Origin of the sequence: Actinomadura sp. NPDC000600 (assembly GCF_040492135.1) — a bacterium.
Classification (GTDB): Bacteria; Actinomycetota; Actinomycetes; order Streptosporangiales; family Streptosporangiaceae; genus Spirillospora.
The window spans coordinates 151,660-168,491 of record NZ_JBEUPD010000006.1 but is presented as its reverse complement, the minus strand read 5'-3'; the positions used below and the strand labels follow the sequence as shown (position 1 = coordinate 168,491).

At 72.9% G+C, this 16,832-nt stretch carries 17 protein-coding genes; 9 read left to right on the top strand and 8 right to left on the bottom strand.

The window, feature by feature from the left end:
• The first annotated feature begins 141 nt into the window (after positions 1 to 141).
• The 4 genes from ABWI07_RS11560 (at position 142) to ABWI07_RS11545 (ending at position 5,068) form a co-directional block, all read left to right on the top strand.
• On the top strand, positions 142 to 900 hold the full coding sequence (locus ABWI07_RS11560) for an SDR family NAD(P)-dependent oxidoreductase (RefSeq protein WP_149260429.1): 759 nt from the start codon (positions 142 to 144) through the stop codon (positions 898 to 900).
• A 171-nt stretch (positions 901 to 1,071) separates the two neighbouring features.
• Entirely contained in the window at positions 1,072 to 1,515 is a 444-nt protein-coding gene (locus ABWI07_RS11555; RefSeq protein ID WP_353818495.1) for a lamin tail domain-containing protein, read from the top strand.
• A 145-nt stretch (positions 1,516 to 1,660) separates the two neighbouring features.
• Positions 1,661 to 1,945 carry a putative quinol monooxygenase gene (locus tag ABWI07_RS11550; RefSeq protein WP_353818494.1) on the top strand — a complete coding sequence of 95 codons (285 nt, stop codon included), beginning with the start codon at positions 1,661 to 1,663 and terminating at the stop codon, positions 1,943 to 1,945.
• A 57-nt stretch (positions 1,946 to 2,002) separates the two neighbouring features.
• Positions 2,003 to 5,068 carry an ATP-binding protein gene (locus ABWI07_RS11545; RefSeq protein ID WP_353818493.1) on the top strand — a complete coding sequence of 1,022 codons (3,066 nt, stop codon included), beginning with the start codon at positions 2,003 to 2,005 and terminating at the stop codon, positions 5,066 to 5,068.
• Here ABWI07_RS11545 and ABWI07_RS11540 read toward each other — a convergent pair.
• The 5 genes from ABWI07_RS11540 to ABWI07_RS11520 all read right to left on the bottom strand — a co-directional run bounded on the left by ABWI07_RS11540 (position 5,050) and on the right by ABWI07_RS11520 (position 9,224).
• Positions 5,050 to 5,859 (bottom strand): ABC transporter permease, encoded by an 810-nt coding sequence (locus ABWI07_RS11540; RefSeq protein ID WP_235036924.1) that lies wholly within the window; start codon positions 5,857 to 5,859, stop codon positions 5,050 to 5,052. The two genes, ABWI07_RS11545 and ABWI07_RS11540, sit on opposite strands and share 19 nt — an antisense overlap.
• Complete coding sequence (locus tag ABWI07_RS11535; RefSeq protein ID WP_149260426.1) at positions 5,856 to 6,830, bottom strand: ATP-binding cassette domain-containing protein; 975 nt, start codon at positions 6,828 to 6,830, stop codon at positions 5,856 to 5,858. The genes ABWI07_RS11540 and ABWI07_RS11535 overlap by 4 nt, the downstream gene beginning before the upstream one ends.
• A 69-nt stretch (positions 6,831 to 6,899) precedes the next feature.
• The gene (locus tag ABWI07_RS11530) at positions 6,900 to 7,205 is read right to left on the bottom strand and encodes a hypothetical protein (protein ID WP_149260425.1); all 306 of its coding nucleotides are present in this window, start codon (positions 7,203 to 7,205) and stop codon (positions 6,900 to 6,902) included.
• Positions 7,206 to 7,276: 71 nt separating this feature from the next.
• Positions 7,277 to 8,596, bottom strand: a complete 1,320-nt coding sequence (locus ABWI07_RS11525) for a phosphotransferase family protein (protein ID WP_353818492.1) — start codon at positions 8,594 to 8,596, stop codon at positions 7,277 to 7,279.
• A 7-nt stretch (positions 8,597 to 8,603) separates the two neighbouring features.
• Positions 8,604 to 9,224, bottom strand: a complete 621-nt coding sequence (locus ABWI07_RS11520) for a TetR/AcrR family transcriptional regulator (RefSeq protein WP_149260423.1) — start codon at positions 9,222 to 9,224, stop codon at positions 8,604 to 8,606.
• 124 nt (positions 9,225 to 9,348) lie between these two features.
• Here ABWI07_RS11520 and ABWI07_RS11515 point away from each other — a divergent pair, with 124 nt between their 5' ends.
• From ABWI07_RS11515 to ABWI07_RS11505, 3 genes are read left to right on the top strand one after another with little or no spacing between them, the layout of a single operon-like run.
• Positions 9,349 to 9,921 (top strand): VOC family protein, encoded by a 573-nt coding sequence (locus ABWI07_RS11515; protein ID WP_149260422.1) that lies wholly within the window; start codon positions 9,349 to 9,351, stop codon positions 9,919 to 9,921.
• Positions 9,905 to 10,546, top strand: a complete 642-nt coding sequence (locus tag ABWI07_RS11510) for a carboxymuconolactone decarboxylase family protein (RefSeq protein WP_149260421.1) — start codon at positions 9,905 to 9,907, stop codon at positions 10,544 to 10,546. The genes ABWI07_RS11515 and ABWI07_RS11510 overlap by 17 nt, the downstream gene beginning before the upstream one ends.
• Positions 10,546 to 11,700: an acyl-CoA dehydrogenase family protein gene (locus ABWI07_RS11505; RefSeq protein ID WP_353818491.1), complete on the top strand. Its 1,155-nt coding sequence runs from the start codon at positions 10,546 to 10,548 to the stop codon at positions 11,698 to 11,700. The genes ABWI07_RS11510 and ABWI07_RS11505 overlap by 1 nt, the downstream gene beginning before the upstream one ends.
• Before the next feature lie 65 nt (positions 11,701 to 11,765).
• On the opposite strand, the gene ABWI07_RS11500 is transcribed toward ABWI07_RS11505, so the two are convergent.
• Together ABWI07_RS11500 and ABWI07_RS11495 are read right to left on the bottom strand one after the other, a co-directional pair.
• The gene (locus ABWI07_RS11500) at positions 11,766 to 14,735 is read right to left on the bottom strand and encodes a DUF4132 domain-containing protein (protein ID WP_353818490.1); all 2,970 of its coding nucleotides are present in this window, start codon (positions 14,733 to 14,735) and stop codon (positions 11,766 to 11,768) included.
• A gap of 148 nt (positions 14,736 to 14,883) precedes the next feature.
• Positions 14,884 to 15,270 (bottom strand): winged helix-turn-helix transcriptional regulator, encoded by a 387-nt coding sequence (locus tag ABWI07_RS11495; protein WP_353818489.1) that lies wholly within the window; start codon positions 15,268 to 15,270, stop codon positions 14,884 to 14,886.
• Between the two features lie 102 nt (positions 15,271 to 15,372).
• Here ABWI07_RS11495 and ABWI07_RS11490 point away from each other — a divergent pair, with 102 nt between their 5' ends.
• Entirely contained in the window at positions 15,373 to 15,996 is a 624-nt protein-coding gene (locus tag ABWI07_RS11490; RefSeq protein ID WP_353818488.1) for an NAD(P)-dependent oxidoreductase, read from the top strand.
• A gap of 113 nt (positions 15,997 to 16,109) precedes the next feature.
• Here ABWI07_RS11490 and ABWI07_RS11485 read toward each other — a convergent pair whose 3' ends face one another.
• On the bottom strand, positions 16,110 to 16,316 hold the full coding sequence (locus tag ABWI07_RS11485; protein ID WP_149260416.1) for a cell division protein SepF: 207 nt from the start codon (positions 16,314 to 16,316) through the stop codon (positions 16,110 to 16,112).
• A gap of 121 nt (positions 16,317 to 16,437) precedes the next feature.
• Between ABWI07_RS11485 and ABWI07_RS11480 the strand changes: the two genes are divergently transcribed.
• On the top strand, positions 16,438 to 16,803 hold the full coding sequence (locus ABWI07_RS11480) for a DUF1801 domain-containing protein (protein ID WP_353818487.1): 366 nt from the start codon (positions 16,438 to 16,440) through the stop codon (positions 16,801 to 16,803).
• Positions 16,804 to 16,832 lie beyond the last annotated feature (29 nt).

The window sequence follows — 16,832 nt, the reverse complement described above, 5'->3', positions numbered from 1 at the left end:
GCGGGGTGTCCGGCGCATCAGCGGAAACGTCCGGGGAGGCCGGGCCGGCGCCGCCGGGATCGGGCCCCGGCGCGGCCGTCCGCGATGGCGGACCCGCCGACGGGAGAGTGATCATGGGCGTGGTCCACGGGAGGGAGTGCTGTGAGTCGGGCGTATGTGGTGACCGGGGGCGGGCGCGGGGTCGGCCGAGCGATAGTGGAGCGCCTCGCGGCGGACGGCGGGCATGTCGTCGTCATCGAGCTGGACGCGGCGGCGCTCGAATGGGCGCGGGACCGGGCGGACGTGACCGCGGTCGTGGGGAGCGCGGCGGACGAACGGGTCGCGGAGCGGGCCGCCGACGCGGCGCAGGAGGCGGGGACGCTCGCCGGGTGGGTCAACAACGCGGCCGTCTTCCGGGACGTCGCCGACCCGTCCCCGAAGGAGCTGCTCGGGCTCGTGGCGCTGAACTTCGACCCGGCGGTGGTGGGGTCCGTGACCGCCGTCCGGCGCTTCATGCAGGCGGGGACGGGCGGCGTCATCGTCAACGTCTCGTCGCACCAGGCGCAGCGTCCGGTGCGCGGATCGCTGCCCTACGCCACGGCGAAGGCGGCCGTCGAGGGGCTCAGCCGCGCGCTGGCCGTCGACTACGGGCCCCACGGCGTCCGGACGAACGTCGTCGCGCTCGGGTCGATCACCACCGAGCGGTACGAGGGGTTCCTTCGGCGGCAGGAGCCCGCGGAGGCCGCGCGCATCGAGGACGAGATGCGCCTTCTCCATCCGGTCGGGCGGGTGGGGCGGCCGGACGAGGTGGCCGCCGCCGTCGCCTATCTGCTCTCGGACGAGGCGAGCTTCGTCAACGGGGCCGTGCTTCCCGTGGACGGCGGGCGGCACGCGGTCGGGCGCGATCCCGAGGAGGCCTGAGAACCCCCGTGCTCCGACCCCGTGTTTCCCCGGACCACCTGGGAAAACGCGATAGTGGGACGCGCGGTCGAAGCCTCCGGTTGGCGGTCGGCCCGGACGTGGTCAGAAGTCCCCACTGAACGGTGAATACCGATACATCTAGGGCTTCGTCGATCGGAAGGATGTCCAGGGGTGAGGAAGCTTCTCGTCACGGGGGCCGCCGCCGCAGCGGTGGCGAGCGGGGTGCTGATGGCGCCGCCGGCGGAGGCCGCCGGCGCGGTGCAGATCTACCGGGTGTACTACGACTCGCCCGGGAGCGACCGGGGGTCCAACAAGTCGCTGAACGGCGAGTGGGTGCAGCTGTTCAACACGTCCAGGTCGTCGAAGAGCATGAAGGGGGTCAAGGTCCGCGACAAGACCGGTTACACGTACACCTTCGGTTCCTTCACCCTGAAGGGCCGCAAGTCGGTCTACATCCACACCGGCAAGGGCTCCAATACCGCGACGCACCGCTACTGGGGCCGGAAGTGGTACGTGTGGAACAACACCGGTGACACCGCGTACCTGCTGTATCCCAATGGCCGGGTGGCGGACAAGTGCTCGTGGGGTCGGACGGGTTCCTCGAAGTACTGCTGAACGGTCCGCGTCACCCTGAGAGCGAGCCACCGGTCCTTCGGGCCGGTGGCTCGTCGCTTTCGCCCGTCCTCCCGGCGACGACTTTCCCGCGCCGGCGCGGTCTGCACCGGTGACCGGAAAGCGACAGGGATGCGAGGACCCTCACATGATCATCATTTCGGGGAGGCTCTACGTGGACGCCGGCGCCCGCGACGCCTATCTCGCCCGCTGTCGTCAAGCCGTCGAAATGGCCCGGACGGCACCCGGCTGCCTCGACTACGCGCTGTCGGCCGACATGCTGGAACCGGACCGGATCAACGTGTACGAGCGCTGGGAGTCCGGCGAGGACGTGGAGCGCTTCCGGGGAGCGGGCCCTGAGCCCGAGCAGGCGGCGCAGATCCGCGGTGCCGAGGTCATGCGGTACGTGATCTCTGCGGTCGAGGCCCCGTAGCCGGGCGCCATGCTCCGGTAGGCGCGGGCCGGAGCCTCGTGGTGGCAGAGTTGAGGCGTGCAGGTGGGGATCCTCGGGCCGCTGACGGTCACCGACCGGGGGCAGGACGTCGCCGTCGGTGGGGCGCGGTCGCGCGCGCTGCTGGTCCGGCTGGCGCTGGAACCGGGGCGCACCGTGACGGCCGAGTCGCTCGTCCGGGCGCTGTGGCCGGACGGCGGCCCATCGGACCGCGTGCACGCGTTGCAGGCCCTCGTCTCGCGGCTCCGCCGCCGGCTGCCCGCAGGCCGGCTGCGCTCGGTCCCCGGCGGCTACCTCCTGGACGCCGAGGCCGTCGACGCGCCCGAGTTCGAGCGGCTCGCCCGGGAGGGCGCGAAGGCGCTGCGGGAGGGGGATGCCGAGCGCGCCGCCGCGCGCCTGCGCGAAGCCCTCGGCCTGTGGCGCGGTGACGCTCTGGCCGACGCGGCCGGGACTCCGTTCGCCGACGCGGCGGCCGTCCGGCTGGAGGCGCTGCGGGTGTCGGCGACCGAGGACCGGCTGGCCGCCGAGCTGGCCGCCGGAGCCGACCCGGCGCGGCTGGCCGCGGAGCTGGAGGAGCTCGCGGCGCGGCATCCGCTGCGGGAGCGCCCCCGCGCGCTGCTGGTCGAGGCCCTGCACCGGGCGGGCCGCTCCGCCGAGGCCCTGGCGGTGTTCGAGCGGTTCAGGGGCGTCCTGGCCGAGGAGCTCGGCACCGACCCGGGCCGGGAGCTGCGGGACGCCTACCTCACCGTGCTGCGGACGGCCCCGAGGGAGCGGACGCGCGGCAACCTGCGGGTCCCGCCGACCAGCTTCGTCGGGCGGGAGGACGAGCGCGCGTGGATCGCGCGGCGCCTGTGGGAGGGCCGCCTCGTGACCCTCGTCGGCCCCGGCGGCGCGGGCAAGACGCGCCTCGCGGCCAGGGTCGGCGCGGAACTGGCCGAGCGGTTCCCGGGCGGCGTCTGGGCGGTGGAGCTGGCCGCCGCGGGCGATCCGGACGAGGTGCCGCGCGCGGTCGCCGGGGCGCTCGGCCTGCGGGACGGCGGGGGCCGGCTGGTGGAGGCGCTCTCCGCCGACGACACGCTGATCGTCCTGGACAACTGCGAGCACGTGGTGGAGGCGGCGGCCCGGCTGGTGGACGACCTGCTCGGCGACTGCCCCGGGCTGCGCGTCCTCGCGACGAGCCGCGAGCGCCTCGGCGTGGACGGCGAGGCGCTGTGCCCGGTGCCGCCGCTGGACGTGCCGGAGCCGGGCGAGGACGGGTTGGAGTCGGCGTCGGTGCGGCTGTTCGCCGAGCGTGCGGCGGCCGTCCGGCCCGGGTTCGCGGTGGACGGGTCCAACGCCGCCGTGGTCGGCGAGATCTGCCGCCGCCTCGACGGACTGCCGCTGGCCATCGAGCTGGCGGCCGCCCGGCTGCGGTCCCTGCCGCCCGAGCGGCTCGCGGCCCGGCTGGACGACCGGTTCCGGCTGCTGGCCGGCGGGAGCAGGACGTCCCTGCCCCGGCACCGGACGCTGCGCGCCGTCGTCGCCTGGAGCTGGGACCTGCTGGACGAGCGGGAGCGCCGCTTCGCCGAGCGGCTGTCGGTGTTCCCCGGGACGATCACGGCGGAGAGCGCGGCCCGGGTGACGGGCCGTCCCGACGCGCTGGAGGCGCTCGAAGACCTCCACGACCGCTCGCTGCTCCAGGTGGTGGACGGTCCCGGGCAGCGGTTCCGCATGCTGGAGACGATCCGCGAGTACGGGCGGGAGCGCCTCGCCGCCGAGGCCGCACCGGTCCGGGCCGCGCACGCCCGGTGCTTCCTGGAGCTGGCCGAGCGGGCGGAACCGGGGCTGCGCCGCCCCGGGCAGCTCGAATGGATCTCGCTGCTGGCGGCCGAGCGCGACAACCTCCACGCCGCGCTCCAGCACGCCGTGGACACCGGCGACGCGGACACCGCCGTCCGGATGGGCGCCGCGCTGGCCTCCTTCTGGATGCTCCAGGGTGACCACGCCGAGGCGGCCCGAAGGCTGCGGCAGGCGCTGAGCGTGCCGCGGCGCGGGACCGCCCCGGGAGAGGCCGCCGCGCTGGGCGGCTACGTGTTCAACACCGTCCTGTCCGGCGGCGCCGCCCGCGACGACCCGCTGATCGGCGAGCGGCCGCAGAACGCGGACCATCCGCTGGCCGCGCTCATCGAGCCCGCCACCGCACTGCTGACCGGCGACACCACCGCCGGCCTGGCGGCGATCGACCGCGGTCTCCCCGGCGGTGATCCGTGGACGGGGGCCGCGCTGCGCCTGACGCGGGCGATGCTCAACGGCAACCGGGGCGAGATGGGGGAGGCCCGGCGCGACCTCGCCGCCGCCCAGGCCGGGTTCCGTGAGTCCGGGGAGCGGGGCGGCCTGGCCCTCGCGCTCGTCTTCGCGGCCGAGGTCGACACCGTCGCCGGGCACTTCGACGAGGCGGTCGAAGCGCTGGAGGAGTCGATCGGGCTGCTGCGCGAGCTGGGGCAGGACGTCGCGGCCGGCATGCAGCGGGTGATGCTCGCGGTGGCCCGCGCCCGGTCGGGCGACGCCGTGCGGGCCCGGGACGAGCTGACCGCGATGACCGCCCCGGGGGCCGGGACCCCCGCGCGCCACCTGGTGTCCGCCCGGCTCGCGCTCGGCGACCTCGCTCGCCACGCCGGCGCGGTGGACGAGGCCCGCGAGCAGTACGCCGCCGCCGCGCGCGAGCTCGACCGGCTGCCGCCCCACTTCCAGTTCCGGTCGCTGCTGGAGGGGGGCAAGGCGCACCTGGCGATCGGCCGGGACGATCCGGACGCGGCGCGCCGCCACCTGCGCGAGGCGCTTGCCCTGGCCGCCGACGCGCCCGACATGCCGGTCGCCGCCGTGGCCGGGTACGCGGTCGCCCGGCTCGCGGCGGGCGACTCTCCGGAGCGTGCGGCGGAGACGCTCGGCGCCGCGTCCGTCCTGCGCGGTGCGCCGGACGCGTTCAACCCGGACGTGGTGCGGGTGGCGGGCCGCCTCCGCGAGACGCTGGGCGAGCGCGCCTACCGCGCCGCCTACGACCGCGGCCGTAGCCGGGACGTGCCCGGCGCGCTCGCCCTCCTGAACGATCAGCTGCGGCGCCGGTAGGCGTACCCGGCGAGCGGGCCGAACACCGCCAGGAACCCCGCCGACCACAGCAGCGTCATCGTCGCCGGATGCGCGACCGGGCCGCCGAGCAGCAGCCCGCGCGCGGCCTCCACCGCATCGCCGACCGGGTTGACCTTGACCCACGCCTGGAGCCAGCCCGGGAGCGTCGAGGTCGGCGCGACCATGTCGGTGCCGAACGCAAGCGGGAAGATCCCGAGGAACGCCACCGACTGCACGATGGTCTCCTCCCTGACCAGCACGCCGATGAGCACGTTGAGCCAGCCGAGCGAGAAGCCCAGCGCGGTGGCGAGCCCCACCGCCGCGAGCGCCGGCCCGAGACCGGTCTGGACGCGGAAGCCCATCAGGTAGCCGGTCGCGAACAGCACCGCGGCAGCGAGCACGTAGCGGACCAGGTCGCCGAGGACGATGCCGACCAGCGGCGCGGACCGCGCGATCGGCAGGCTCCGGAAGCGGTCGAAGACCCCCTTCTTGATGTCGGTGTTGATGTTCAGCCCGGTCGCCAGCATCCCGGCGAGGAGCATCGTCATCACGAGCACGCCGGGGAAGACGTACTGCAGGTACGCGTGCGTGGAGCCGGACACCGCGCCGCCGAACAGGTACACGAACAGCAGCAGGAAGACGACCGGCATGAACAGCGCGTCGCTGAGCACGCCGGGGTTGCGCCTCGTCTTGGTCAGGCTGCGGCCGGCGAGCAGCAGGCTCTGCCGCACCAGCCGGTGGCGGGTCCGCGCGGCGGGGCGCGCGGACGTCTTGATCGCGATGTCGGTCACGCCGCCCTCCCTTCCCGGGAGCCGGGCTCCTCGCGCGTGCCGTGGCCGGTCAGGGTGCGGAACACCTCGTCCAGGCTCGGGAGCCGGAGCGACAGTTCGGCGACGGCGATCCCGGCGGCCTCCAGGCGCCGGACGGCCTCGGCGAACGCCGCGCCGCCGTCGCCCATCACCGGAACCGTGACGACGTCCCGCCGGGGCGGGTCGACCTCCCGTCCCGACACCGCGCGCAGGATCGCGGCGGCCTCGCCCACCCGGCCGGGGTCGCGGGGCCGGACGGTGATCGTCTGCCCACCCGCGATCCCCTTCAGCGCGGCGGGCGTGCCGGTCGCGATGACGGTCCCGCGGTCGATGACGGCGATCTCGTCGGCGAGCGCGTCGGCCTCCTCCAGGTACTGCGTGGTCAGCAGGACGGTCCCGCCGTCCCGCGTCATCGACCGGATCAGCCGCCACGCCTCCTCGCGGCGGCCCGGGTCCAGGCCCGTCGTCGGCTCGTCCAGGCAGATCACCGCCGGCCGTCCGATCATGCTCGCCGCGAGGTCGAGGCGGCGCCGCATCCCGCCGGAGTAGCCCGACACGCGGCGCCCGGCGTCCTCGGCCAGCCCGAACCGCTCCAGCATCTCGGCGGCCCGGGCCCGCGCCTCCGCCTTGCGCAGGCCGAGGAGCCGCGCGATGAGGACGAGGTTCTCCGCCGCGGTGAGGTCCTCGTCCACCGACGCGTACTGCCCGGTGAGGCCGATCAGGTCCCGCACCTTCGCGGCCTCCCGGACGACGTCCAGCCCGTGGACCTCTGCCCGTCCCCCGTCGGGCCTCAGCAGTGTCGCGAGGATCCGTACGGCGGTCGTCTTCCCCGCCCCGTTCGGCCCGAGGACGCCGAGCACGGTGCCCGGCCGGGCCGCGAGGTCCACCCCGGACAGCGCGGTCGTCTTCCCGAATCGTTTGACCAGGCCCTCCGCCTGGAACGCGTAGCTCATGCCGCCGAGGCTGCCGGGCCGCGCTCACAAACCGCTCACACGCCGTCCGGCGGGATCGCGGGCGGCGGGTCAGTTCATGTCGAACTTGACCTTCTGCCCGTCCACCGAGGTGACCCGGATCCGCACCTGGCCGACCTGGACGGTCTTGCCCACCGGGGCCTTGGTCGGCGGCGAGCCGTCGGCCGACACGGTCATCCCGTCGCCCCCGATCTGGGTGATGGACAGGTCGACGTCGCTGACCTCGATGCTCTGCCCCGCGCCGGACACGGTCACGTGGCAACTGCCGTTCTTGCACGAGTAGGAGTTGCTCTGGCAACCGGTGAGTGCGAGCGCGCCCCCGAGCGCCAGCACGGGGAGAACTGCCCAACGCTTCATTTGTGCCCCCTTGGTCGAGCGTTTGGCATTACAGATGCGCGCGCTCGCCCAACGGTTCCCGTAATGCGCGGTCAGCCGCCGGGGAGGGAGAGGTGCCGGGGGTTCGCGACGGTCAGCTTGTCGGTCACCGAGGCCCGTACCGCGGCCACGACCTCGTCCATCCGGTCGTCGAGGGCGCCTTCGCGGATGGCCTCCGCCAGCTCCGCGTCGGTCGCGCATCCCAGGGTCTTCAGCCGGTTCTGGTGGGCGGCCCTGTGGGCGTCGCCGAGGAGGAGTTCCCTTCGCGCGATGCGGAGGGCGGACGCGGCCACCCGGGCATGGAAGCGGAGCCGGTCGTCGGGCTGTTCGGCCTCCGCCAGGAACGCGCCCACCGCGTCGATCAGGGCGTGCGCGTCCGGCCGGTCGTGCGGTGCGTTGTCCGGTGTCTCCGCGCCTTCGAGCGGATCCCGCACGGCGGCCGGCTCCGTCAGTCCCAGGGCCAGGAGCAGGTCGTGCTCCTGCTCGCAGACCTTCCGTCCCAGGACGGCGTACTCGATCGACGGATCCGTGCCGCTGAGGAAGCGCTCGGCCTGGAGGCGGCACAGGATCGTCCAGCGGAGGGTGCCGTACACCTCCCACCAGTGGAGCTCTTCGAGCGTGGGCGGGGCGCCTCCGGCGTCGGCGTAGCCGGCGAGCAGGTCTTCCCGGGTCCCGAACCCGCCGGCGGGATGCGGGGAACCGAACCGCCAGGCCTTCACGCAGAGCCAGCCGAGGTCCTCGGCGGGGTCGCCGAGGTGGGTGAGCTCCCAGTCCAGGACGCCGGTCACCCCGGTGGGAGAGATCATCAGGTTGCCGTTGCGGAAGTCGCCGTGCACGACCGTCCGGCGCCCGGGCGGGGGACGGTGGTCGCCCAGCCAGCGCAGCGCCAGCTCCACGGCGGGACGGGCCTCGAACGCCGCGTAGTGCTCGGTGAGCGCGCCCAGGGCGTCGTCGTCGGGCAGGCCGGGAACGGGCGACATCGTGTGCAGGCGGGCGAGGATGCCGCCCAGCTCGCGGGCCAGTCCGGGCCGGACGTCCGCGAAGCGCTCGTCGCGCAGGAGCCGCCGCGGGATCGTCTCCCCGGACAGCCGCTCCATGATCATGTAGGGCGCGCCGTCCAGGTCGTCGCCGTGGTCGGCCAGCCCCGGCACCGGGACACCGGCCTGCGCCGCCGAGGCGAGCAGGCCCGCCTCGCGTCCCATCGCCGTGGGGTCGAGGGAACCGGGCGGGTCGCGGCGCAGGATGAGGGGGCGGCCGCCCGCGTCGAACGACCAGGTCTCCCGGCTGGCGCCGCCCGACAGCCGGCGCAGCCCGGTGACCTGCGCGCCGAGCCGGTCCGCCAGCGCGGCGGCGAGATCGCGGGTCGGTTCCATGGCTCTCCTAGTCGGGCAGGCCGAGGGCGCGGACGCTGAGCAGGTCGAGGGTCTCCAGGAGGCGTTCGGCCCCCTGCGGGTCGCTGCCCTGGACGATCCACAGGTACAGGGAGTGGTCGACCATCGTGGCGAGGGCGCCCGCCGCCGTCTCCGGGTCGAGGTCGGACGGGACGAGCCCGTCGCGCTGCCAGCGCGCGATCACCCGCGCGGAGCGCGCCACCGAGGAGGCCCGGTGCTTGCGCCGCAGCTCCTGGAACTCCTCGTTGAAGGTGGCGACCTGCTCGATGATCGCCATCATCCGGGCGTTGCGCAGGTACGCCTCGTAGTAGGCGCGGTTGGCGCGGCGGACGCGGTCGGCGGGACCCGGCCCCGCGGTCGGTGCCGGCGCGTGGTCGGTCATCTCCTCGAACAGCCGGTCGGCGACCTCCAGGAACACCGCTTCCTTGGTCGGGAAGTAGGTGTAGAAGGAGCCGTAGGCGACCCCCGCGTGCCGGGTGATGTGCGCGACGCGGGTCTCCAGGAAGCCGCGCTCCTCGAACACCTCGCGGGCGGCGGCGAGCAGGCGCTCCCGCGTCCGGGCGCCGCGCTCGGTGAGCGGCCGGCCGCCGGGATCGTCGCCGCTTCCCATCGCCGTGGTCCCTTCGCCGGGGGTTGACAACCCGATGTCCGCAGGAACAGGATCCGAGCATCGGCCAACTTGATATGACTGTCAAGTCAACTTCCGTGGCGCGCTCCCGCCGCAAGGAGGTTCCATGAACACCGAGTTCGAACTGGGCGGCGTCAACCATCTGGCGCTGGTGTGCTCGGACATGAAGCGCACCGTCGACTTCTACTCCGGCGTCCTCGGCATGCCGCTGATCAAGACCATCGAGCTGCCGGGCGGCATGGGGCAGCACTTCTTCTTCGACTGCGGCGGCGGCGACTGCGTGGCGTTCTTCTGGTTCCCCGACGCCCCGGACGGCGTCCCCGGGATCTCGGCCCCCAAGGGGCGGCCCGAGGAGGGCGAGCTGCTCAGCGCCGTCGGGTCGATGAACCACGTCGCGTTCCACGTCCCGGCCGAGAAGTTCGACGAGTACCGGCGGCGGCTCAGGGACAAGGGCGTCACCGTCAGCCCCGTCCTCAACCACGACGACAGCCCGCTGGGCATCTCCCGCGACGTGAACGAAGGCGTCTTCGTCCGGTCGTTCTACTTCCAGGACCCGGACGGGATCCTCCTCGAGTTCGCATGCTGGACGCGCACGTTCGACGACTCCGACGTCTCCCACGAACCGAAGACCGCCGCCGACCGTACCGCCGGGAAGGAAGCGCATGCCGCGACTGCGTGAGGTGCCGCGCGCCGAAGTCACCGACGAGCAGATCCTCTTCTTCTACGACCGCCTCTTCGCGCCCGACCGCGACCCGGCCGTCGACCACGGCACCGCGACCGGCTCGCCCGGCGACTGGTGGACGGTGTTCGCCCAGTCCCCGGACGTGTTCCGGCACGCCGTCCGCGGCTTCGCCCTGTACCGGAACGCCGACCTCGACCCCGTCCTGCGCGAGCTCGGCCAGTGCCGGGCCGGGTGGGCGCGCGGCAGCCAGTTCGTCTTCTCCCAGCACTGCAAGCAGATGCGCGCCCTCGGCATGCCCGAGGAGAAGATCGAGTCGATCCCGCACTGGCAGACGGCCGACTGCTACTCGCCCCTCGAACGCGCCGTGCTCGCCTACACCGACTGCCTCGTCCTGGACGGCGGGCGCGTCCCCGACGCCGTCTTCGAGGTGCTCCAGAAGCACCTGCCGGACAAGGAGATCCTCCAGCTCACCTACATCACCTGCATGTACGAGATGCACGCGACGATGTCGCGGGCGCTGCGGCTTGAGTTCGACGACCGCCCCGAGCCGGTCGTCGAGGTCGCGGCGCCCGAGGGATACGGAAGCCGCGACATCTCCTCCGACCTGACAGGGGAGGGCTGATGCTGTTCCCCGTGCCCGACCGGGTCCGGGACGTCCGGGACGCCGTCCACGCCTTCATGACCGAGCGTGTCGAACCGGCCGAGCCCGCGCTCAACGCCGGTGACCGCGAGAAGCTCCTGAAACTCCGCCAGGAGGCGAAGGACGAGGGCCTCTGGGCACTCGGCCACCCCACCGAACTCGGCGGCGGCGGCATGCCGTTCCTCGACTACGTCTACGTCAACGAGGTCCAGGGGCGCAGCGAGTGGGGGCAGCTCGCCCTCGGCACGTTCACCCTCCAGGACTCGCTCATGCTGCACAAGTACGCGAGCCCCCGCTGGCGCGAGCGCTACCTCGCCCCGATGGTCGCGGGCGAGGTCTCCCCGAGCTTCGCGATGACCGAGCCCGCCTATGCGGGCTCCGACCCGACCCAGCTCCAGACGAAGGCGGTCCTCGACGGCGACCACTGGGTCATCAGCGGCCGCAAGTGGTTCACCACGGGCGCCGGTGAGGCCGCCTACACCACGGTCATGTGCCGCACCGAGCCCGAGGGCACGGCCCCGCACCGCTCCTTCAGCATGATCGTCGTCCCGACGGACACGCCCGGCTACGAGATCGTCCGCGAGACGCCCGTCCTCGGCCTGAACGGCGGCCACTACGAGGTCGCCTACAACGACGTCCGGGTCCCGGCGGACAACCTCCTCGGCCCGCGCGGGCACGGCTTCGTCATCGCGCAGGAGCGGCTCGGCCCCGGCCGCATCTTCCACTGCATGCGCTGGCTCGGCCAGGCCCAGCGCGCCTTCGAGCTGATGTGCGCCCGCCTCGGGTCCCGCGTCGCGTTCGGCGAGCCGCTCTCGGGGAAGCAGCTGATGCAGCAGCACGTCTTCGACTCCTACACCGAGATCCAGGCCGCCCGCCTGCTCACCCTCCAGGCCGCCGAGCAGATCGACGCGGGCGACCAGGCCCGCATCGAGATCGGCGCCATCAAGGTGGTCGGCGCCCGCATGCTGCACAACGTCATCGACCGCGCCATCCAGGTCCACGGCGCCGCCGGCCTCACCGACGACACCCCCCTGTCCCGCATGTACCGCCACGCCCGCGAGGCCCGCATCTACGACGGCCCCGACGAGGTCCACATCCAGAGCACCGCCAAACGCATCCTCAAGAAACTCGGCTGAGCCGCCCGCCCGGACCTGCGACCGCTCACGCGGGTCCGGGCGGTACGGGGATCAGGCGGTGGTCATCAGGCGGTGGTCAGCTCGGTGAGGTCCGCGAGGACTTCCGAGGCGGTGATCGCGTCCAGTTCGGAGAACGGCAGGGACCGGGGCTCGGTCCGCCAGTTGAGGCGAGTGTCCTGGTTGAGCCACACGCGGTCGATCCGCTGCTCGGGCCAGTGTCCGATGTCTCCCACGACGATGCCCGGATCGACGTTGACGACGAGGGCCCGGCCCCCGGGCACTTCCCGGAGGACCGCGACCTGGATGCCGTTGTCCTCGGCGCTGCCCCGCTGCCATCCGCGCCGCTCCAGGCCGACCAGCCTGCCGACCGGCACCGCGGCGCCGTGGAAGCGGCCCAGCTCGGTGCCCGCGCGCTCGTTCCCGGTCAGCGCGTACGTGGGGCGGCTCAGCTGCGGGAAGGGCTGGTTGATCTCGTAGGCGTCGAACACCTCGGCCCACGCCTCAAGATCGCCGGCCAGGTGGAGCGGGTGGGCCACCCCCACCCGGGCCGTCCCGGGCAGGACCAGCTCGTCGTCCTGAAGGTCGGCGAGCGATCCGTCCTCGGCGACGCGGAACGCGCGGCCCTCCTCGGTGATCCACACCAGCCGCCGGGCGATGTGCCGCACCAGCGGATGCCCGACGACGAGAGTGCGGAACTCCTCGACGCTCCAGCGGTACCGTACGACCATGGCTCGTTCGAACCGCCGGAGCCGTTCGTCTGCCACGGTCCGGACGTCCTTCTTCAGGGCGGCGAACCGCCGGTAGGCGGCCGGGGCCAGGTCGTGGTGGTCGCGGACGCCCGGCTTGGGGAGGCCGGTGCGCCGCCGGCCGGTGCCGTCGACGATGTACGGCCTGAGCCGCTCGTCGAAGCCCGCGGTGAAGGAGCGCGGGCCGTAGTCGAGGACCATCTCGCCCCGCTCGTCCAGCCCGAAGTCGGGGACGAGCCGGTCGCCCAGCTGCTCGGGGCTCAGCCCGAGACCTTCGGCCAGGAGGTCGAGCCGCTCCTGCGCCTTCTTCCTGAGACCCTTGTACTTGACCTTGGTGGCCGTGTCGTGGAGGTGCATGAGCGCCACATCGCTGCCGATCGCGAGCAGGACGTCCAGGCCCTTGACCGCCTTGCCGTGCCCGCCGTCGCCCGGCCAGGCCTGGATCACCGGCGTGAACCTGCGCACCGTCTCGTCGTCGCCGAACAGCCCCAGGGCCGTCAGGATCCAGCCGAGGTCGTCTACGGCGTAGGTCTGCTCGCGCAGGCCCGACGACTCGAACAAACGCCAGGCGAGTGCGGCGAGTGAGGCGGGGGTGCAGATCTCCTTGACGACGTCGACGCCCGCGTACGGCTTGTCCGGCGCGGAGACGCAGAGCATGGTGACGATGTGGTCGACCGCGTCGGCGGGAAGCGCCCGGCCGCTCTCCCGGAGGAGCACCTGGGGGAGGATGTACGGGTCCTGCCAGACCGGTCGCCGTGGCATCTCTGCCGGAAGATCGTCCAAGGGGTCGGCGGCGAGCAGCGCTCCGACGGCTTTCGCGGCCTTGGTGCCGTACTCGCCGGCCACTTCGAGGATTTCTTTCTCCCCTTCGACCCCGGCAACGCGCCGAAGGGCGCGCTCCGCATTGAAACGCTGCGGGCCGGCCTTTCCCAGCGCGACGGGAATCAGGGCACGGATCTTCGCCCGTCCCTCCGGCTCACCCGGCTCCCCGGCGGCCGGCGCTTCGAGTCCCTTGACGGTCACCCGCTTGAACCGGGGGCGCTCGCGTGTCCACGGCGGCTCCACCAGCAGCCGCGGCAGGGAGTCCGCCGCGGCCTCCGGCGCCCATCCGGCGGCCGACTCGCCGATCGACTCGACCACTCCGCGTGCCTTCGCGGACAGCTGCGGCAGAACCGCCGCGGTGACGTCGGGCCGGGTCGCCACATGGTCGCGCAGCAGCCGGACGGCGTAGGAGGAGATCGGCGCCGGGCCGAACGCGGCCGCCTCGCCGAGCAGCCGCTGTGCCCGCCGGGGATGGCGGCGGGCCGTCTCGATCACGGCCCTGTGCACGTGCGGCCGGTCGAGGCGCTCCACCAGAAGCCGGAACGCCTCGTCCGTCGCCAGGACGCCCAGTGCCCGCAGCAACCCGTACGGGTCGCGTCCGGTCGCGGTCTCTTCGTCAGCGACGGTGGCCAGCGTCGAAGCCAGCGCGGGACCGACGCCATCGACGGCCGTGGGGAGCACGCCCGGTCTGCCGTCGAGCCAGTACCACCCGCTCTGCGCGGCGAGCAGCGTGGCGAGCTGGTCGGCCGTCCCCATCGTGCACAGCACCATCATCCAGGTGTGCGGCTGCAAGCGGGGCAGGACGGCACAGAGCTCGTCGACCCATGCGGTCTGCGTCGGCACCAGGTACGCGGCGGCCAGGCGGCGCATGCCGTCGTGGCGGCGCTCGCCCAGCGCGTCGACGGCCCGCCGGTACTCCGACTCGTCGGCGGCCGCGAGGAAGGCGCGCACCCGGGCCGCGGCCAGTTGGAGGCAATCCAGCCCCCGGTTGTAACCGGGGTCTTGCTTGTCCAGACGGCGGAGCCGGAGATGGCGTCCCCTCTCTCGCTCCCGCCAGCCGTAGCCTTCGACGAAGACGCCGCTCAGCTCGACCGTGGCGGCGGCGGCGAACACCAGGCCGTGCTCGGCGATCCACGCGTCCGCGAAGGTGGCGAACGGTTCCTCGTCGTAGACGTAGTCCTCCCTGAGCGGCCATTCCGCGGCGAGGCAGGCCGCGATGACGGCGGCTCCCTGAGGGTTCGCCTCGCCCCGCAGGTATGCGCGGGCGGACTCGACCAGGCCTCCAGGGCTTTGCGGAGAGGCCAGCAGATGGTCGATCTCGTCGCGCGTCTCCTTCGTCCACCGCTGAACGGCGGAGACGGCGTCCCCGTCGAGTTCGAGCGGGGGCCCGGGCGTCCCGCCGCGACGTGGATGGAAAGCGGCGCGCCAATCGTCAGGAATGACGAGAGAATTCTCGTTCTGCGGCATGCGGAGCAACATAGTGGCGTCGCCCGACAGAATCAGGAAAGCACGGACCGTCCCACTACCAACCAGCGGTAAGAGGGGTATCGCGCCGAAAAGGGGCGAGCCGGAAACGACTGCGACCTGCTGATTTCCTCTACCTCGGCCGTCGCGTTCAGCCGGCTTGGTCGAGGCGGGTGGCGTCGTCGTAGGACTCGCGGGCGTCGAGTAGTTCGTCCCAGTGCTGGTCGGTCCAGGCGCAGGCGGCCGCCATCGGTTCGAGCATGCTGCGGCCCAGCGGGGTCAGTTCGTACTCGACGTGCGGGGTGGCCTCGGCGTAGACGGTGCGCTTGACCAGTCCGTCCCGTTCGAGGGAGCGCAGCGACTGGGTGAGGACCTTGGGAGTGACGCGGCTCAGGGGCACGCGCAGTTCGGAGAAGCGGCGCGGCCCGTGCTCAAGGCAGCGGATGACGAGCGCCGCCCACTTGTCGCCGAAGCGGATCGGATTGAGCGAGGACGGGCACAACTCGTCGAACATGTCGGCGGGCAGCGGTTCCCTCATGGCCTCACGATAGCCGGTATCCCGGCGGTAACCGCGGCCGCCGCTAACGTCGGCGAACCGGCCGGGCACACGGGCTCCGGCCCTGGTGAGAGGCGGTTCGTCATGAACATCGTGATCTTCGGCGCGGGAGGAAGGGCCGGGCGGCGGGCCGTCGCCGAGGCGCACCGGCGCGGCCACCGGGTCACCGCCGTGGTGCGCGACCCGGCACGCCACACCGGCCTGGCCGGCGCGCAAGTGGCGGCGGGCGATGTCACCGACGCGGCCGGCATCCAGCAGACGGCCGCCGGGCATGACGCCGCCATCAGCGCGGCCGCGGACCTGTCCGTGCCGCCGCACGACTTCTTCACCACCTCGGCCCGGGCCCTGGCCACCGGCCTGGCGAAAGCGGGCGTCCCGCGCCTGGTGCTGGTCGGTCTCGCATCGATCCTTCCGGGGGCGTCCGGCGCTCCCCTGATGGACGAGCCCGGCTACCCCAACGAGTACCGCTCCTTCTACCTCGGCCATGCGGCGGGCCTGGACGAGCTTCGGGCCAGTGACCTCGATTGGGCCTACGTGGCCCCCGCGGGCGACTTCGACCACGCCGGCGCGCCCACCGGCCGGTACCGGATCGCCGATCACGGAGACCCGGCAAGCCGGATCACCTACCAGGACTTCGCGATCGCACTGCTCGACGAGATCGAAACACCCCGCCACCACCGCGCCGCCGTCAGCGTCCGGGAGGCGTGATACCCGCGGTCCGCGAATACGCGGTTCACCAGGAGCGCACCACCCGGAAATCCCAGGTGGTCCTCCTGGAATCCGTCGAGGGCGACCCCGAGCCTTCCGCACTTCGGGCCCGTTCAGGGTTGGAGGAGGAAGAGCTTTCGGTCGACGCGGTCGAAGGCGCCGCCGCGGCCGAAGACCAGGCCGGTGGCGAAGTCGACCAGGCGCTTGGCGTCGCCATCCGGAAGGTCGGTCAGGTCCATGAGCACGGGGACCCCCTTGCGGAAGTAGTGCCCCACGTACAGGACCTCGTTGTAGTTCTGGGGACGCAGCGACTTGACCACGCACCCAGTCTGCCCGGCGCCCTCCCCGGGTCAAGTGACCCACGCCACAGGAAAGAGAACTCTCGCGATTGTCGATCCGGCCGTCCCGTGCTCGACGCGTTGACGACGAGAGGGGATCGACATGGGTAAGCACGCGAATGTCCAGGAGTACGTGGCGGACGTGCCGGAGGGGCTGCGCGACGTCCTGGAGAAGGCGCTCGCGGTGGTCAACGAGGCAATGCCCGGGATCGAGCCCGCGCTGTGGCACGGCCAGCCGACATGGAGCATCGGAAAGAAGCCCGTGTGCTTCCTCAAGGCGTATCCGAAGTACGTGACGTTCGGCTTCTTCAAGGGCCAGCTCATCGAGGACGGGGCGGGTCGCCTGGAGGCCATGTCCAGGCAGATGGCCGGCGCGAAGCTGCGCCGCCTGGACGACGTCGACGCGCCCCTGTTCGCCGACTGGGTGAAGCAGGCGTGCGCGCTGGAAAACGACGTCAAGGATGCTTGACGTCAAGGTCACTTGACGTTCACACTCGA

What these genes read in the sequence shown, in the direction of transcription:
- ABWI07_RS11480 (WP_353818487.1), top strand. Translation starts at nt 16,438, where the DNA reads ATGGGTAAGCACGCGAATGTCCAGGAGTACGTGGCGGACGTGCCGGAG.
- ABWI07_RS11520 (WP_149260423.1), bottom strand. Translation starts at nt 9,224, where the DNA reads ATGGGAAGCGGCGACGATCCCGGCGGCCGGCCGCTCACCGAGCGCGGC.
- ABWI07_RS11495 (WP_353818489.1), bottom strand. Translation starts at nt 15,270, where the DNA reads ATGAGGGAACCGCTGCCCGCCGACATGTTCGACGAGTTGTGCCCGTCC.
- ABWI07_RS11510 (WP_149260421.1), top strand. Translation starts at nt 9,905, where the DNA reads ATGCCGCGACTGCGTGAGGTGCCGCGCGCCGAAGTCACCGACGAGCAG.
- ABWI07_RS11550 (WP_353818494.1), top strand. Translation starts at nt 1,661, where the DNA reads ATGATCATCATTTCGGGGAGGCTCTACGTGGACGCCGGCGCCCGCGAC.
- ABWI07_RS11505 (WP_353818491.1), top strand. Translation starts at nt 10,546, where the DNA reads ATGCTGTTCCCCGTGCCCGACCGGGTCCGGGACGTCCGGGACGCCGTC.
- ABWI07_RS11515 (WP_149260422.1), top strand. Translation starts at nt 9,349, where the DNA reads ATGAACACCGAGTTCGAACTGGGCGGCGTCAACCATCTGGCGCTGGTG.
- ABWI07_RS11525 (WP_353818492.1), bottom strand. Translation starts at nt 8,596, where the DNA reads ATGGAACCGACCCGCGATCTCGCCGCCGCGCTGGCGGACCGGCTCGGC.
- ABWI07_RS11530 (WP_149260425.1), bottom strand. Translation starts at nt 7,205, where the DNA reads ATGAAGCGTTGGGCAGTTCTCCCCGTGCTGGCGCTCGGGGGCGCGCTC.
- ABWI07_RS11535 (WP_149260426.1), bottom strand. Translation starts at nt 6,830, where the DNA reads ATGAGCTACGCGTTCCAGGCGGAGGGCCTGGTCAAACGATTCGGGAAG.
- ABWI07_RS11490 (WP_353818488.1), top strand. Translation starts at nt 15,373, where the DNA reads ATGAACATCGTGATCTTCGGCGCGGGAGGAAGGGCCGGGCGGCGGGCC.
- ABWI07_RS11500 (WP_353818490.1), bottom strand. Translation starts at nt 14,735, where the DNA reads ATGCCGCAGAACGAGAATTCTCTCGTCATTCCTGACGATTGGCGCGCC.